Source organism: Hymenobacter glaciei, assembly GCF_039539585.1.
Taxonomy (GTDB): Bacteria; Bacteroidota; Bacteroidia; order Cytophagales; family Hymenobacteraceae; genus Hymenobacter; species Hymenobacter glaciei.
In genome coordinates this window covers 41,635-56,845 of the sequence record NZ_BAABDK010000023.1, presented here as the reverse complement: position 1 = coordinate 56,845, position 15,211 = coordinate 41,635, and the positions used below count along the sequence as shown (strand labels likewise).

General features: G+C 60.8%; 17 protein-coding genes. 5 read left to right on the top strand and 12 right to left on the bottom strand.

Translation table 11 applies throughout. The features are described from left to right. Window positions 1-87: 87 nt before the first annotated feature. The 4 genes from ABD837_RS14835 to ABD837_RS14820 form a co-directional block, all read right to left on the bottom strand. A complete protein-coding gene (locus ABD837_RS14835) occupies window positions 88-513 on the bottom strand; it encodes a hypothetical protein (RefSeq protein ID WP_345055987.1) in 426 nt (141 codons plus the stop codon). Between the two features lie 330 nt (window positions 514-843). Beyond that, window positions 844-1,257 carry a nuclear transport factor 2 family protein gene (locus ABD837_RS14830; protein WP_345055985.1) on the bottom strand — a complete coding sequence of 138 codons (414 nt, stop codon included), beginning with the start codon at window positions 1,255-1,257 and terminating at the stop codon, window positions 844-846. A gap of 380 nt (window positions 1,258-1,637) precedes the next feature. Next, window positions 1,638-2,222, bottom strand: coding sequence for a DUF5071 domain-containing protein (locus ABD837_RS14825; RefSeq protein WP_345055983.1), 585 nt, complete (start codon window positions 2,220-2,222; stop codon window positions 1,638-1,640). Between the two features lie 23 nt (window positions 2,223-2,245). Further along, window positions 2,246-2,401, bottom strand: a complete 156-nt coding sequence (locus ABD837_RS14820) for a hypothetical protein (protein ID WP_345055981.1) — start codon at window positions 2,399-2,401, stop codon at window positions 2,246-2,248. 134 nt (window positions 2,402-2,535) lie between these two features. Between ABD837_RS14820 and ABD837_RS14815 the strand changes: the two genes are divergently transcribed. Beyond that, window positions 2,536-3,294 carry a DUF72 domain-containing protein gene (locus ABD837_RS14815; RefSeq protein ID WP_345055980.1) on the top strand — a complete coding sequence of 253 codons (759 nt, stop codon included), beginning with the start codon at window positions 2,536-2,538 and terminating at the stop codon, window positions 3,292-3,294. A 52-nt stretch (window positions 3,295-3,346) separates the two neighbouring features. Beyond that, the gene (locus tag ABD837_RS14810) at window positions 3,347-3,598 is read left to right on the top strand and encodes a hypothetical protein (protein WP_345055978.1); all 252 of its coding nucleotides are present in this window, start codon (window positions 3,347-3,349) and stop codon (window positions 3,596-3,598) included. Between the two features lie 2 nt (window positions 3,599-3,600). On the opposite strand, the gene ABD837_RS14805 is transcribed toward ABD837_RS14810, so the two are convergent. After that, window positions 3,601-3,903 carry a fasciclin domain-containing protein gene (locus ABD837_RS14805; RefSeq protein WP_345055976.1) on the bottom strand — a complete coding sequence of 101 codons (303 nt, stop codon included), beginning with the start codon at window positions 3,901-3,903 and terminating at the stop codon, window positions 3,601-3,603. A 373-nt stretch (window positions 3,904-4,276) separates the two neighbouring features. Further along, complete coding sequence (locus tag ABD837_RS14800) at window positions 4,277-5,800, bottom strand: sigma 54-interacting transcriptional regulator (protein WP_345055974.1); 1,524 nt, start codon at window positions 5,798-5,800, stop codon at window positions 4,277-4,279. 220 nt (window positions 5,801-6,020) lie between these two features. Here ABD837_RS14800 and ABD837_RS14795 point away from each other — a divergent pair, with 220 nt between their 5' ends. Beyond that, window positions 6,021-6,851 (top strand): rhomboid family intramembrane serine protease, encoded by an 831-nt coding sequence (locus ABD837_RS14795; protein WP_345055972.1) that lies wholly within the window; start codon window positions 6,021-6,023, stop codon window positions 6,849-6,851. A 143-nt stretch (window positions 6,852-6,994) separates the two neighbouring features. Here ABD837_RS14795 and ABD837_RS14790 read toward each other — a convergent pair whose 3' ends face one another. After that, on the bottom strand, window positions 6,995-8,101 hold the full coding sequence (locus ABD837_RS14790; protein ID WP_345055970.1) for a vWA domain-containing protein: 1,107 nt from the start codon (window positions 8,099-8,101) through the stop codon (window positions 6,995-6,997). A 147-nt stretch (window positions 8,102-8,248) separates the two neighbouring features. On the opposite strand from ABD837_RS14790, the gene ABD837_RS14785 reads away from it, so the two are divergent. Then, window positions 8,249-8,530, top strand: a complete 282-nt coding sequence (locus tag ABD837_RS14785) for a DUF427 domain-containing protein (protein ID WP_345055968.1) — start codon at window positions 8,249-8,251, stop codon at window positions 8,528-8,530. A 216-nt stretch (window positions 8,531-8,746) separates the two neighbouring features. Continuing rightward, window positions 8,747-9,577 carry a methylated-DNA--[protein]-cysteine S-methyltransferase gene (locus tag ABD837_RS14780; RefSeq protein ID WP_345055966.1) on the top strand — a complete coding sequence of 277 codons (831 nt, stop codon included), beginning with the start codon at window positions 8,747-8,749 and terminating at the stop codon, window positions 9,575-9,577. 7 nt (window positions 9,578-9,584) lie between these two features. On the opposite strand, the gene ABD837_RS14775 is transcribed toward ABD837_RS14780, so the two are convergent. The 5 genes from ABD837_RS14775 to ABD837_RS14755 form a co-directional block, all read right to left on the bottom strand. After that, window positions 9,585-9,917: a TfoX/Sxy family protein gene (locus ABD837_RS14775; protein ID WP_345055964.1), complete on the bottom strand. Its 333-nt coding sequence runs from the start codon at window positions 9,915-9,917 to the stop codon at window positions 9,585-9,587. A gap of 33 nt (window positions 9,918-9,950) precedes the next feature. Then, complete coding sequence (locus ABD837_RS14770; protein ID WP_345055962.1) at window positions 9,951-10,931, bottom strand: acyl-ACP desaturase; 981 nt, start codon at window positions 10,929-10,931, stop codon at window positions 9,951-9,953. A gap of 147 nt (window positions 10,932-11,078) precedes the next feature. Next, window positions 11,079-12,833 carry a hypothetical protein gene (locus tag ABD837_RS14765; protein ID WP_345055960.1) on the bottom strand — a complete coding sequence of 585 codons (1,755 nt, stop codon included), beginning with the start codon at window positions 12,831-12,833 and terminating at the stop codon, window positions 11,079-11,081. 102 nt (window positions 12,834-12,935) lie between these two features. Continuing rightward, window positions 12,936-13,844: a glycosyltransferase family 2 protein gene (locus ABD837_RS14760; RefSeq protein ID WP_345055958.1), complete on the bottom strand. Its 909-nt coding sequence runs from the start codon at window positions 13,842-13,844 to the stop codon at window positions 12,936-12,938. 39 nt (window positions 13,845-13,883) lie between these two features. Beyond that, window positions 13,884-15,149 carry an MATE family efflux transporter gene (locus ABD837_RS14755; protein ID WP_345055956.1) on the bottom strand — a complete coding sequence of 422 codons (1,266 nt, stop codon included), beginning with the start codon at window positions 15,147-15,149 and terminating at the stop codon, window positions 13,884-13,886. Window positions 15,150-15,211 lie beyond the last annotated feature (62 nt).

Genomic DNA, 15,211 nt, shown 5'->3' with positions numbered 1-15,211 from the left:
TAAGATTCGATAAACCATCGTTCCCCGCTTCCGCCTGGCTAGGCATCGCCCCCTGCGGGCCCAGCGGCGCGGCGGCCGGGGCCTAGGCTAGACGCCAGGGGGCGACGGAAGCGCCCGCCAGTACGTGACGTTGCCGGACTGTGGCCCGCCCCAATGGGGTTCGTTCCGAAAATGGGTAAAGGTGACGACCACAGGTTCTGCCCGACCTTCCACAGCCAGCAGGATAAGCTGGTTCTCCTGGGGAAGCCGTGCCTCCGGGCCAATCGGAACCCAGAAGGGTTCAGCAAGCAACCGGGGCATGGCTTCGCGGGCGGCGACCAGGAAGCGGGCGTCGGCCCCTGCCGTTTCTTCGTCCGAGCCGTCCAGGGTGCAGACGGTTGGGCCCGCGTCGCCGGGCCCGAGGGAGGCAATGCGCAGCAGCAGGTCCGGCCCGATGCCGGCCTTCCACGGCCCCGGCGACGCGTTTTCGGTGGCCTTGCGCCACTTCCTGGCTTTGAATTGGGTAATGCTCATGGGGGTAGGTGCGGGGAATGGCGGCGTGGCAAGGGCATAGGCGGCCGATTTGGCGGCGGGGCGGCAGGCCCCAGGCGAACGCCGGTGCGAGCAGGCGTTGCGTCAGGAAGGTAAGCAACGCGTCGGTGCCGTTGATGGGCTAGCGGTTCTTGCACCAGTCGCAAGGGAGGAGCACTTCGGGAGCCTGACCACGCGAGTGTGCCATAAGATAGAAGCGGCCAGCAGTACCGGTTCACGAAAACGGTAGCAATGTAAACGCGCTCCGTTTGATAAAACGAGCTTTTCACGTGGAGCGTGGCCCCTGAAGAGCGCGCGCCACCCGCACCGCCCCTAGGGCCGACCGGGCGCTGGTGGGTCGTTGCGCGGCACTACTACAGCCACGTTGTACAGCAACTGCCAGTTGCCCTCAGCGTCCGCGACCAGGGAGTTGTAGGATAAAAAATGGTTTTCCGCGCTTTCCAGCCGCAGCTTGACCATGGCCAAGCCGCCACTTACATCGACGTGCTCAATGGTCATGAGGCGGGGTACGCCGCCGAAAATGCCGGCCTCCACGTTTGCCAGGTACTGATGGCGGCTCAGGAGCGTGACTCCGGCGGTCCCGAGGAACCCGTGGCTGGCCACTTGAAAGTCGGGGTGAAACACCTGGTCCAAGAGGCCGGTGTCGCGGTGGTCACCCCCTCGAACGAAATTGGTGATGACGGCGATGATTTTTTCGACGTTGGTCTTGGCAAGGGGTGCAGGCATGGGGTGGTTGAGTGAAAGACGTTCCGAATAGGGCAAAACAGGACCGGCGCAGCTGCCGCGTTGAGCCACGCGAGCAGCGAGCAGCGAGCAGCGAGCAGCGAGCAGCGGGAAGAAACCAAGTCATGACGAGCCCAATTTAGGCCTTGATTGGTTTGTCCACTCACGTTTAGCAAAAGGGTCGTGGCTGTTGCAGAACTCCCTACCGGGCGCTCCGAGAGGAGGGTTATCCCTCAGTAATGGGCTGAAATGCGTGTAGGGCAGGCTTTCTGTTTACTATTTTGCCTGCGCAACCGCTTCCGGGCGCCAAGCACAGAGTTCTGCAACAACCACGGTCCGAGTAGCGAGTAGCAAAGGAGCGTGCATGCGTACATGGCGAATACCTAGTACTGGAACGCCTGCTGCAATTTCGTCGTGAGCTCGGCGCTGTCTGCATACAGAGTGCGTAACTCCTGATATAGGGCGACGTGTTTATCGGGCAGAAGCACCCGCTCTAAGGTTTCCAAGGCGGCAATCGAGGCGCCGCCGCGTTCGGCAAAGTGGACGTAGGCGATGAGCGTGGGTTGTAGCTGCTGCACGCAGTCGTCCTCCCAATAATCGACCACGCTCCATAGTATCCGCTCCATCCAATCTCCGTCGCGTGGGTCGGTCTGAAACACGTGTTGAATGGCAGGAATCGCGGCGGTGCCCATGGCCCGTACTACCTCCGCCACATCAGGGAATGCCGGCCAGTTGGAGTCTTGCAAATGCCCCAGCAGTGTCTCCGCATGGGGGATGAGTCGTTCCAGCGGCAGCGCGCGCAAGACAATGCCTGCTTGCCAACTCTTAATGTATTTGCCCGAAGCCAGTTCCGCAACGTGCGCATCGGAGAGGGCTTCGCCCCGTTGCAAGGCAAGCAGTAGTTGCGGGGCTGGCTGCCAAAAATCAATCGTTCTAAGCCAGTCATCGAGCGCGAGTAGGGAGTGCATAGCGACTCAAGTTACGGCTAGGCCTACTCAACGAATGCATCATGCCACCACGCACACCTTCGAAGCTCAGTAAAAGGGTCGATGATGCAGAGCGTGCCCAGGGGGCGCTGGTCGGACAGGCGCAGCAGGGACCCGGCGTAGAAGCGCAGCTCGTTGCCTTCGGCGACGTGCAGGGCCATAGAGCAGCATACCCGGCCTGCAAGGAGAGCTACTATGCCAAGCAGCTGTTGGGACCCCGTGAAGATGCGCATGGGGTAAAACGCCGAGGCGGCGTGGCACGTTATACCCCGAAACTCCCGTATAACTCCTTCCCATGCCGGCCCTCCTTGGCACCCTGCGCACTGGCACCAGCGGCATCGTAGTGCCCGGCCCGAAGGCCACCTTTCCAGAGGCCTACCAGGCCACGAGCCGCCTCACCTACTATGCTACCCTGTTTAACTCGGTGGAGATTAACAGCACCTTCTACCGCATCCCCCAGCCCAAAACGTTTGCGGCATGGGCCGCGGAAACCGGCCCGGCGTTTGACTTTACCATCAAGCTGTGGCGCGATATTACGCACACCAAAACGCTGGCCGATGACCTTTCCGGCATTGCCTGCTTTATGGATGCAGCACGGGAGTTGGGCACTAAAAAAGGGTGCCTGCTCATTCAGTTCCCGCCCAGCAACACCATTCGCCAGCTAAAGGCGGTCAGTGCCCTATTGACTGCGCTTGCAGCGGCAGACCCCGCCCACGAGTGGCGCAAAGCGGTGGAGTTTCGCCACCCCAGCTGGTATGAAGATGATGCTTTTGATATGCTGGACCGCCACGGCGCCAGCCTGGTGCTGCACGACAAAGGCCCCGCCCGAAACGGTCAACTCAACGAGGGCGCAGACTTTGTTTACATGCGCTTCCACGGCCCCAAGGGTAACTACCGGGAGTCCTACGAGCACGATTTTCTGCACGACCAGGCCGAGCAGATACACGACTACCTCCAAGAGGGGAAAGACGTGTATGCCTACTTCAACAATACCATGGGCGCCGCTTTTGAAAACGCCCAAGACCTGTACCGGCTGGTCGCGGAGCGGGCGTGAGCCGTACGACGCGCGTCCGGGGCAGGGTGACGCTGGTTTCCAGGGCCAGGTCGTGGTAAACCACGGCGCGGCCTTTTTCAATGGCCGTGGCACATCGGGCCTCCACGCGGGGCTGCCGGTCGTGGCCGGGCATGCCGTGGGAGACGGGGTAGCGCACCTCTTCCTCTTTGACGACGTTGAGGAGGGAGATGGGCAGGCTGAAGATTTGAGCGGTAACCAGGCCTCGTCGGCGGACACGACCCGCGACGGTCGCAAAATCTACCTGCGCCGCACCAGGTGGAAGCGCAGCAGCAGCTCCATCTGATGCTAGTCGAGGCCCCAGCCGGTGATGGAGGCCAGGCCCAGGCCGTGCTCCTGCAGCCGGGCCAACGCCTCGTTGGAAGGCACGAACACGGTGTACTGCTGCTTAGCCGAGCCGTTGAGAAGCGAATCGAGTTTGGCCACTTTCAAGCCGGCGTTAAAGCTGGAGGCCGAGCGAATCTGGGCCAGTGTCTGGGCCACGGTTTTGCCGGCGGGCGCTGGCACGGGCTTCACCGCCTGGGCGCAGGCAGCGCCTGAAAAAGCGGCCAGCAGCGGCACGAAACATAGGGCAAGCAGAAACTGGCGCATCAGGCAGGGTTTTCAGGCCAAGGCAAAGTAAAAAGGGGCCGGTTGGCAAGGGGTCGGTGGGCCTCTCGGAGCCCCCGTGCTTTTCGCCAAGTCTGCGGGGTGAGTAGTTGTACCAGCTCCCTCCTCCCCGGCAGCGTAGCCGAATCACAGGGAGCTTTTTACGCTTCTTCCTCAAAGCCCACTATCATTTTCAGGCCCGCAGCTGCGCGTTCGCGTACCGGTCGGCTTGGCTCCGGGCTCGGTGCGGGTAGTTGTGCAAACCAGCACCGCGTCGGTGGCGGCACCGGCCCAGCTGCGCGTTCGCTGAGCATCCAAAAAAGGCCCGGCTGCTACACTAGCAACCGGGCCTCTTCAATACAATAGCCAAAAAGCGTTAGCGGCGACGGCGCGGCTTTTCCTCCTCGTCTTCGTCGTCCTCATCCTCGCCAAAGGTGGGCATGGTGAACATCGACGACAGCAAATCCTTGAACTGCGCGCCGGCCGTGAGTCGGTTGCGCGAAATCAGACTGTGCTCGCTTAGGCCGTGAAGCAGGAATTCCATGAGGAAATAAGTATGCTCAGGCGTTTCCTTAGGGTGCAACTCGGTCACGATATCGCGCAGGCCGGGCACCTGGTCGAGGGCCTTCTTATAGTCCTCGGTGCTGGCGTCGTGCAGCAAATCGAGGGTGTTGCCGTTGCCGAACCACTCCTGCGTGGCCTTGTAGGGCGACACGCGGTTTTTGAGCTTCTTGCTCTTGTCGGGGTCGGGGAAGAAATTCAGGAACAGCGTGCGGATGGCCTTGCCCATGAGCTTCTCGGCCACAATGCCGGCGCCCTCCTGCTCGCCCTCGTACACCAGTTCCACCTTGCCCGTAATGGCCGGCACGGCCGAGATGAAGTCGCCTACGCGCACGTAGGTGTTGGCTTCACCGTTTACCAGGGCGCGCCGCTCGGCCCCGGCAATCACCTGCTCGTAGGCCGAGATGGTGAGGCGGGCCGACACCCCCGACTTGGCATCAACAAACTCGGAGCCGCGGGCCTCCACGGCCACCTGCTCCACGAGGTCGTGGATGACTTCGTTGCTGGTCACCATGCCCTTCTGCTCGTCCTTGATGCGGGCTTCCTGCTTGGTGATGCGCTTGCCGATTTCGGTGCTCTTGGGGTAATGCGTGATAATCTGGGCGTCAATCCGGTCCTTGAGCGGCGTAACAATACTGCCGCGGTTGGTATAGTCTTCCGGGTTGGCCGTGAAGATGAACTGGATATCGAGCGGCAGCCGCACCTTGAAGCCGCGAATCTGAATGTCGCCCTCCTGCAGAATATTAAACAGCGACACCTGAATGCGCGCCTGCAGGTCGGGCAGCTCGTTTATCACGAAAATGCCCCGGTGCGCCCGCGGAATCAGCCCGAAGTGAATCACCCGCTCATCCGAATACGGCAGCTTCAGCGTGGCGGCTTTGATGGGGTCGGCGTCGCCGATGAGGTCGGCCACCGACACGTCGGGCGTTGCGAGCTTCTCGGTGTAGCGGTCGTTGCGGTGCATCCAGGCCACGGGCGTTTCGTCGCCCTTCTCGGCAATCAGGTTTTTGGCGAACACCGACAGCGGCTGCAGCGGGTCGTCGTTCAGCTCGGAGCCGGCCACCACGGGCATGTATTCGTCGAGCAGGTTGACGAGCAGGCGCGCGATGCGGGTTTTGGCCTGGCCGCGCAAACCCAGCAGGTTGATGTGGTGCCCGGCCAGAATGGCGCGCTGCAACTCCGGAATCACGGTTTCGTCGTAGCCAAAAATGCCGGGGAATACTTCTTCTTTGTTTTTGAGCTTGCGAATGAGGTTTTCCCGCAGCTCCGCTTTCACGGTGCGGGGGGTATAGCCACTGGCGCGGAGTTGGCCCAGGGTACGGATGGTTTCGTGCTGCATAGAGAAAGATTGGCGGAAGGGGATTTCCGGTTTGTTTAACCGCGAAACCCGGGCTGAGGTTCAGCTTGTGTGTCGGGCAGCCGTCGGACAGCAGCCGGCTACGCTCAGCCCGGCACCCTTTCAAAAGCGGGCCCGCTGCGGTAACTTTCGCAGCTTACGCTATGGCAAACAATAATCGCCCGGCCTCCCTCCTGTTTCCTGACGCTGAATTTTCTATTCCATGACCGAGTTTGGCATTATTGGCCTGGCCATCCTGATTGTAACGCTGCTGGTTTCGTACCAGGGTTTCAAAAACCCGGAATACCTCGACCAATACGCGTTTCGGGTTAAGGACATCTTATATGGCCGGCAATACTACCGGCTGCTCACGTCGGGGTTGCTGCACACCGGCTGGCCGCACCTGCTGATGAACGTATTGACGTTCTACTACTTCAGCAGCGTGGTTGAGCTACTGGTGGGCTACCGCAACTACGCCATCATTTATTTCGCCAGCTTATTAGGCGGCAACCTGCTGTCGCTGCTGTTGCACCGGCGCGAGTCGGAATACACGGCAGTGGGCGCATCGGGCGCCATCAGCGGGCTCGTGTTTGCCGCTATCGCCCTGATGCCGGAAGTAGAAGTGGGGATTCCCGGCGTACTGATGGTTCCGGGCTGGCTCTATGGGCTGCTGTACGTGGTGTTCTGCGCTTATGGCATCACCAAACGGCTCGGCAACATTGGGCACGATGCCCACCTGGGCGGCGGACTGGTCGGCCTGCTCACGGTTGTGGCCATGCAGCCCGCGTTGCTGCGAATCAACTACCTGGCCATCGGGGCCATTATGCTGCCGGCCCTGGCCTTTTTTGCGCTGCTCATCAAAAAGCCCGGCGCGTTGGCGCTGGGCAACGTCTTCACGCCTGCTCCCGATTACCAAACCGTCGACGACCAGTACCAAACCCAGCTACGCCAGCAGGAAGACGACCTCGACAAGCTGCTCGACAAAATCAGCCACAAGGGCCTGGAAAGCCTCAGCGCCCGCGAGAAGAAACAGCTCGAACGACTGTCGAAATGAACTCTACAAAGGCAGTTACAACAAAACCGTCAGGCTGAGCGCAGGCAAAGCATTTCTACTGCGGAAGTAAATAATTACTTTAGCGGTAGAGATGCTTCGCCTGCGCTCAGCCTGACGGCATCTTTCTTTCTGTACTTGGTGCCCTACAGTGTCTTGCGGCGGTTCTTCTTGTAATCCTCAAAAACCAGGTGGCCCAGCCCCTTCAGGCCCGAATAGTAGGCCTTGCCTTGGTTTACCTCGGTGAATTCCTCCACGAATTTCTGCAGGTACGGGTCAGAGGTAATCATGAAGGTGGTGATGGGAATTTTGACGCGGCGGGCGGCAGCGGCCAGGTTCAGCGTCTTGTTCACCACTTTGCGGTCGAGGCCGAAACTGTTTTTGTAGTAACCGGTGCCCTCTTTTAGGCAAGTGGGCTTGCCGTCGGTAATCATGAAAATCTGCTTGTTGGGCGTTTTGCGCTTACGCAGCAGGTCCATGGCTAGCTCCAGTCCGGCCACGGTGTTGGTGTGGTAAGGCCCTACCTGCAGGTAGGGCAAATCCTTGATTTCAATCTGCCAGGCGTCGTTGCCGAACACGATGACGTCGAGGAAATCTTTGGGGTACTTCTGTTTCACGAGCTCGGCCAGGGCCATGGCCACCTTTTTGGCCGGCGTGATGCGGTCCTCGCCGTAGAGTATCATCGAGTGCGAGATGTCAATCATCAGCACCGTGCTGGTCTGGCTCTTGTGCTCGTTCTCGCGCACTTCGAGGTCGCCCTCGGTCAGCATAAACTCGCCGCTTTCCATGCCGTGGTTCAACTGCGCGTTGCGGATGGACTCCGTCATCTGAATCGACTCCATCGAGTCGCCGAAGCGGAACTCGCGTAGGTCGGTGCTTTGCTCGTCGCCCTGGCCGGTGTGGGGCGTGCGGTGGTTGCCGGTGCTGCTTTTTTTCAGCTTGCCGAAAATCTCCTCCAGCGCCGATTTACGGATGCCCTGCTCGGTTTTGGGCGTAATCTTGAATTCGCCCTTTTGCTGCTCGTTCTCATCAATGTAGCCCTTCTTTTTCAGGTCATCAATGAAATTGCCCATGCCGTAGTTGTCATCGGTAAGGCCGTATTGCTTGTCGAGCTCGTTGAGCCAGGACAGGGCCTCGCCCACGTCGCCACTCGTGATGGTAACGAGTTGCATGAACAGTTTAAATAGCGACTCGAAGCCCTTTTCGGGCTGGTCTTCGGGCACAAAATCGCGGAATCGGAAGCCAACAGCCATAATTTCTTCTTTCAGGATAGGGCTGCCAAAACAACCGGCGACGAGGCAATGTTCAAAAGTAGTGCGCAGCTTTTGCTGGGCCAAGTATGCGGCGTGCCCGCAACTCATCACTCCATTCTCGGCGCAGCAGCGGCTGCGTGCTACTTTATGAAAGCCATCTGGAACAACACCGTCATTGCCGAGAGTAATGAAACCGTCGTGGTCGAAAACAACCACTACTTCCCGGCCGACTCCATCAAAAAAGAGTTTTTTGAGGACAGCATTGCCCAAACCAGCTGCCCGTGGAAAGGCCGCGCCAGCTACTACTCGCTGAGCGTGAACGGCGAAAAAAACAAGGACGCCGCCTGGTACTATCCCGAGCCCAAGGATGCTGCCAAGGAAATTAAAGGCCGCGTGGCCTTTTGGAAAGGCGTAAAAGTGGAGCAGTAGGCTTTTGTGCTTTTTGTTAGGAACGTCATGTTGAGCGCAGCCGAAGCATCTTTACCGCGCAATGCATTCCATGCATTGCGCGGTAAAGATGCTTCGGCTGCGCTCAACATGACGTGCTTTTTTTACTTCTGACAACGCACCAAAAATTGCGCAAGAAACGGGTTTCCGCCGCTTCGGCCTCGTGCGACCTTTGTAGCCAATCAGCTCCACTAAGCCATGACTGACTACCAACGCATCGAAGCCGCCCTAATCTACGCCCAGGCCCATTTTCAGGCCCAGCCCGATTTGGACGAAATGGCCCGGCAGGCTCACTGGAGCCCGTTTCATTTTCAGCGCAAGTTTCAGGAATGGGCCGGCGTGTCGCCCAAGAAATTCCTGCAATTCCTGAGCCTGGGCCACGCCAAACAGCTGCTGCGCCAGCAAGCCTCGGTGGCCGACGCGGCGCATGAAACCGGCCTCTCCGGCACTGGCCGACTGCACGATTTATTTGTAACGTTGGAAGCCATGACGCCCGGTGAATACCGCCATGGTGGAGCTGCGCTGAATATTCAATACAGCTACGGCGAAAGTCTCTTCGGGCCGTACCTGGTGGGTTCCACCGATAAAGGCATCTGCAAGCTCGTGTTCTTCGACGACCCGGCGGCGGCCCTTGCTGAACTGCAGCAGGAATGGCCCCAGGCAACCATTACCGCAGAAGTAGCCCAATCGCATACCCAGGTAGCCCGGTTTTTTGCCCGTGAGTTCTCGGCTTCCGACCGGTTGCACCTGCACCTGAAAGGCACTCCGTTTCAGCTTAAAATATGGGAGTCCCTGCTGCGGATTCCCGAAGGCCAGCGCCGCACTTACACCCAGCTCGCCGAAGCTGCCGCGTGCGGTGCGGCCGTGCGGGCCACGGGCACGGCCATCGGGGCCAACCCAGTGGGCTACCTTATTCCCTGCCACCGCGTGATTCGCCAAACCGGCGAGTTGGGCCAGTACCGCTGGGGCAACCCGCGCAAAGCGGCGCTGCTGGGCTGGGAAGCCGCCCGTGGAGCGCCGGCGGGGTAGCACCCCCCTATTTTGGCTTTGGTTTTTTGGGTTTCGGTGGCGGCAGCTCCCGCACAGTCAGGCGTACCAATTCGCTCAGCCAAAGGCGGTCATCCAGGCCTTCTTCGATTAAGAAACATGGTTTTGCGCCCGGAAAGGGCGGCGCTTCCACCAGCGCGGTTTGCAGGTAGGCCTGGCCCGATGGAGTGGGCTTAATGAACAGCTTGTTGTCACACACCAAGGCAAAAAGCTTGGTATCCAGGTACAACCCGTATTCGCCGAACATTTTTTTGGCTTCAACTGAGCCGGAAGTACTCAGCTGGTCGAGGATATATGCGACAAATTTCTGGTCGGAAGCCATTGTGATGGGGTAGCAGAATTTTGCGCTACGGCGCTACGAAATCCACTTGAACTTGTACTCCAGCTTGGGCACGGGCATGCGGTCGGACACGCGGCGCAGGCGGTTGGGCAGGGCCATCAGGTAGTCGCGGGCTTTCTCGGCTTCGGCCGTGAGGCCACCAATGTGCTCGATGTCCCAGTCCTTGATGAGCGAGTCCAGGATGTCGGTGTAGTCGGCGCTGGTGTACACGCCCAAGCGCTGGGCGGCGTCGGTGAAGTGGCCGAAGGTTTTGCCCATGTCCACGCCCATTTCGCGCATGTAGTGGGCCGGCATCACAATTTTCTTGCGCATCATGTCCTCAAAGGCCAGCATCATTTCCGAGGCGTCGTACTTGAAAATCTCGGTCACGAAGGACTTGTACACGCGGGCGTGGCGGTTTTCGTCGCCGGCTATCATGCCACAGATTTTGGAAAGCTGGTCGTCGCCGGCGGTACGGGCCAGTTGGCCCACGCGGCGGTGCGAGATGTTGGTGGCCTGCTCCTGGTAGCTGGTGTAAATGAAAGCGCGGTATGGGTCGTTGGCCGTGCCGAGGTCGAAGGCGTCGTTGATGAGGTACTGAGTCGACACCTCGAACTCGCGCATGTTCACGCGGCCGCTGAGGTAGAGGTAGCGATTGAGCAGGTCGCCGTGGCGGTTTTCCTCGGCCGTCCAGCCCCGAATCCATTCGGCCCAGCCGTTGTTGCGGTCGCGGTTGATGTTGTCGAGCTCGTGGAACCAAGCCTCGTAGTTGGGCAGCGCTTCTTCGGTGATGGTGTCGCCGATGAGCACCGCCAGCAGGTCGTAGCTGAGGCTGCCGGCCTTTTCGCGCAGCTCTTTTACTTCGTCAAAAAACGTGTCGTTGCGCGAGTCGGGCAGGAAATCGGCGGGCTGCCAGCTCTCTTCCACGCTTTTGAGGAAGGTGCTCATGTTTTCCTTCAGATAGCCTTCCATCTGTTGCAGCACTTCGCCGCGGGTTATCGATATGGAGGTTTGCATAGAGATAGGACGAAAAGGCGTGAGGGGTTAATGAAGAGGAAACGCTTTTCGCGCAACAAAGGTCTGCCTGAACCGTAGGGGGGCGGGTATAAGATTATGGCATTAGCCCGTCTGGTGGGACTAAAATGGGCCTCGACAGCTTTAAAATCAGGGTTTGGGTACGCGCCGAACCCGGTACTCCCGAACAGTCCCCATGGGCCCGGGGCGCTGTGACGGCGCTTGAGGCACCAATTGCACCGGCGCCCCGCCAGAACCCAGCCGCCCATTAAGCCAAGCGACCGTTTCGGGTGTGAGGAACCACAGTGGCTCCAAATTGGGGCTGTGCTGCCGAGCCAGGCGGCGCAGGCATTCGGTTTGGTCGGCAGTACCCGTCAGAGCGCGGCGCAGGCGGGTCTGGGAGGTATCGTGCGCGGGCCAGCCCGTGAGCAGCAGCGCGGGACCCGGGCCCAGGGAATAAGTCCGGAAAGGCGTCAGGCTTTTCAACAAATCGTTGGTACCGGCCAGCACCCGCACCCGCCCTACATTGCGGCTGATGATGGTGAGAACTTCTTCGTGGCGTTGCCGCTCCTCTTGCAATACGTGGTGCCGGTGCCAGGTTTTGGCAGCGTAAAGACTGATAATTAGCAGCCCTGCAGCAGCACCGGCGTAGCGCAGTACTGGAGAGAATTTCGGCCACACATGCATCTCTTCCTGCCCCTCACCCGTGGATGAGGAGGCAATACGGCTGCTATTAGTTGCTGAAACCGCGGCCATTTCCTCGCACGCGTCCGCTGAAGTCTTGGCCGGATGCAGCCAGAAAACGAGGTTTGTAACTAACCAGCAGTCGAGCAGCGGCAGCGCCAGGCGCGGCGGCAGCTTGAGGATGCCGGCCAGCCCAATAAGGACCAGGGCAAAGCCTGCCTGCACCAGCCAGAAACCGCGCCTCCGATTCCGGCGCGTGTACCACACAGCCCCGGCCGTAGCCAGCAGCGCCAGCAGTACTGGGAAGTAATCGCGCAGCAATAGCCCGGCCCGCTGCGCCAGCTTGGCCGGCACCACGCGCCCCATAAAATCGGCCGCATCGAAGCGGTACACTTCACTGTGCAACACAGGGTCTACCACGCCAGAATCGCCCAGTAGCCAGAGGCTGATGGCCGCAGTGCCGAGGCTGTCGGCGGCAGTCCGCGGAAAGGAGCGCAGCTGTTCGTAGTCGAGAATGCGCGCCAGTTGGCCGTCACGGGCTTGCACCTGGGCGTCAGACGGAGTCTGCCCAAGTACAGCAACCCCAAAGGCCAGCCCCAGCAACAGGCCCGCGCTGAGCAGCAGCGGAACGGCACGGCGCCAACTGCCAGCCAAACCCACGGCTACTGGCACAGCCGCCGCCGCGCCCAACCCCGCCAGGCTGGGCCGAATAAGCCAGGCAGCCAGCAGCGCCCCCAGCCCCAGCAGCAGCGGCCAGCGGCGGCCGGGCCGTTGCGCGGCAAACATGAGGCCGCCAGCCGCCAGCAACAGGGCTACCCGCGCGTGGCTGAACCACAGCCAGTGCTCCAGCCAGGCCAGTCCGAAAAAGACGACCAACAACAGCATAAGGCAACCCGGCGGCACATGGGGCCGCAACAGGCGCTCCAGTACCGCAAACCAAAGCGCTGAGGTTAATGCTAGCAGCCCTCCAAGCAACAGCCCCAGCCAGGGTACTGCCGGTGCGGCCGTGTAGGCAGCTGCCAGCAGGTGCCCGTAGCCATGCATATAAAGAGGTACGGAAGCCACCGGCTGCCGGGCCAGCACACCCGAAAACATCCAGGCCAAACTGCCATCGTCGCTGGTCTCGAAGTAGCTGCCCAGGCCCAGTACCACACCCAGGGCCAGCAGCAGCGGCAGCAGCACGGTGCGGGCAACTATGGCAAGGCGAGCAGATGACAACACAGCGAGGAACAAAGAAAAGATGCTTACAGCAGCTTGGGCAGCACGAAGAAACAGCAGAAACCGGCGCATTAGCTCGTGGAAAGGGCCTCGCCCCTACCCGGCTCAGCCGCGCAGGCGGCTCCAGGTAGCCAGGGCCCAGTCGAGGGGGGTGCGGCGGGCTACCTGGCGCAGCAAAGCCAGCAGCGGCTGCACCTCGGCGTGTGGAGCGTGGCGGCGCACGGCCTGGCGCAGCTCGGAGCGCAGGCGTACGGCCAGGGCCGCATGCTCGGCGGGTGTACGGGCTAATACTAGGGCTTTAGCGCACACCCGGATGGTAGAAGCCAGGTAAGGGTCGTGGCGGCGATAGGCCCGGGAGCTCATGCTGAGCGGGTGCTTGCGCTTGCGGGTAGTCAGTACATCGAGGTATAGAAACTGCCAGCTGCGGCTGGCCCGCACCCAGAAATCGAAGTCCTCGTAGGCCAGGGTTTCGTCGTAGCCGCCCAGGCTGTCGAGGCAGGCCCGGCGCATCATCATGGTAGGCGTGCAGATGAAATAACGCCGCAGTACTTCGGCAAATACCCAGCCGCTGGCGGGTGCGGGTTTGGGCTGACCCGATGCGTCGGGCCGGTGGTGCAGGCCCAGGAATTGACTTCGCTCATCAATCAATTCTGCGTTGGAATACACTATGCCATAAGAGCTCTCCACCTTTTGAAAAGCAGCTATCTGTTGGCCTATGCGGTGGGGCATCAGCACATCATCGGTGGCGAAGTCAATTATGAATGCTCCTTTGCTTTGAAAGAAAGCCGCGTTGAAAGCCCGGCAATTACCCACGTTTTCTGTAAGTAGCAGCAGGTGCCAGGTAGGGTTGCGAATGGCGTATTCGCGCAGAATAGCTGGGCTGTCGTCGGTGCTGGCGTCATCCACAAGCCAGACTTCCAGGTGCGGATAAGTCTGAGCCAGGATGGAATCGAGGGCCTCGCGTAGAAAAGGCGCGTGGTTATGGCACAGCGCAATAATAGAGACTAGTTTCAAAATTGACAGCAATAAGGATGGCCGCTCGAATGGCAGAACCTATTTACGAGAGTTTGCCCAGTAGTGCATCCAACCGCAGCAGGCCAGCAGCAGGCCGTAGCGAGCGGCGTGGGCCAATACAGCCCCTTGCAAGCCGTAGCGCGGCAACAACCACCCCAGCAACCCGGCAAACACCACTGCCGAGGCTGCCTGCACGGCGATGTAGGCCCCGGTGCGGGCCCGAGCCGTCAGCTGAAAAATGAATAACCAGCTCAGCAGCTTGGCCCAGTCACCTAAGAGCTGTGGCCCCAGCAGGGCCTGCGCGCCCAGCAGCCGTGGCGCAAACAACAGGGGCAGCAGCCAGGCCCTGCACGCATAAATCAGCCCCAGCCCGGCGGCCAGCACCGGCGCCAGCAGCAGCAGCACGCCGCGCAGGTACTCGCGGGCCGCCCGGGGTTGCCCCGCCAACGCCGCCAGCCGGGGGTAAAACACGCTGCCCATTACCGCCGAAAAAACCATGGTGTAATTATCCGACAGCTTGGCCACGGCCTGCCACAAGTCGGTGCGGGCCGGCCCGAACGTAGCCAGCAGGTAATCGCGCAGCACGTAGTCGACGGCTTTGCCAAAAAGCAGCGTGCTCACGGCCATCAGCAGAAACTGGCCCAGCCGGCGTAGCGCCACCCGACTGATGGGAGCCCGCAACTGCAGTCCCTGTAGTAGGCCTGCCCGGGCGGCCAACACCAGTGCCGGGAGCAGCGTGAGACCCTGGGCCAGCAAGTAGGCCAGCAGCACCCGGGGCAACGGCCATTTAGCCCAAAGTGCCGCCGCCGTGGCAGCAGTACTCAGCGCGGCCAGCGCCACCGTCAGGCCTATGTAAGCGCGTAAGCGGCCCGCGGCCAGCAGCGAGCTGCCGAGCATTGCCTGCCCGGTAATCAGCCCGATGCCGACCATGAAGATGAGCAAGCTGCCCCAATCCAGCTGCCTGCGCAGGGCCAGCACCACGCCGCCCAGCAACAGGGCGGCGGCATTCAGTGCCGTAGCCGCGCCCAGCCAAGTGCGGTAGCGCGGGCTGCCGGGCCGCAAGGGAGCGAGGTACTTCACCAGGCCTACCTGCACGCCGTCATAAGGCAGCGTGGTGAGCAGGGCCATCAGGTTCTGGAACTGGGCCAGCAGGGTGAGTCCCCCGGCCGGGGCCAGGGTGGCCACCAGCTTGTTGACGACAAGCGAACCCGCTGCCCGCGCCAGCACCGCCACCCCCGTGCCCAGCGAGCCGCGCACAAAGTGGCGAACGGGGAACTTTGCAGGAGCGGGAGGTGCAGCAGCCATTCGGGCGCAAAGAACGGGCGGCGTCTGTTATTGCAGGTGGAGCACGGCCCGGGAACCAAAGT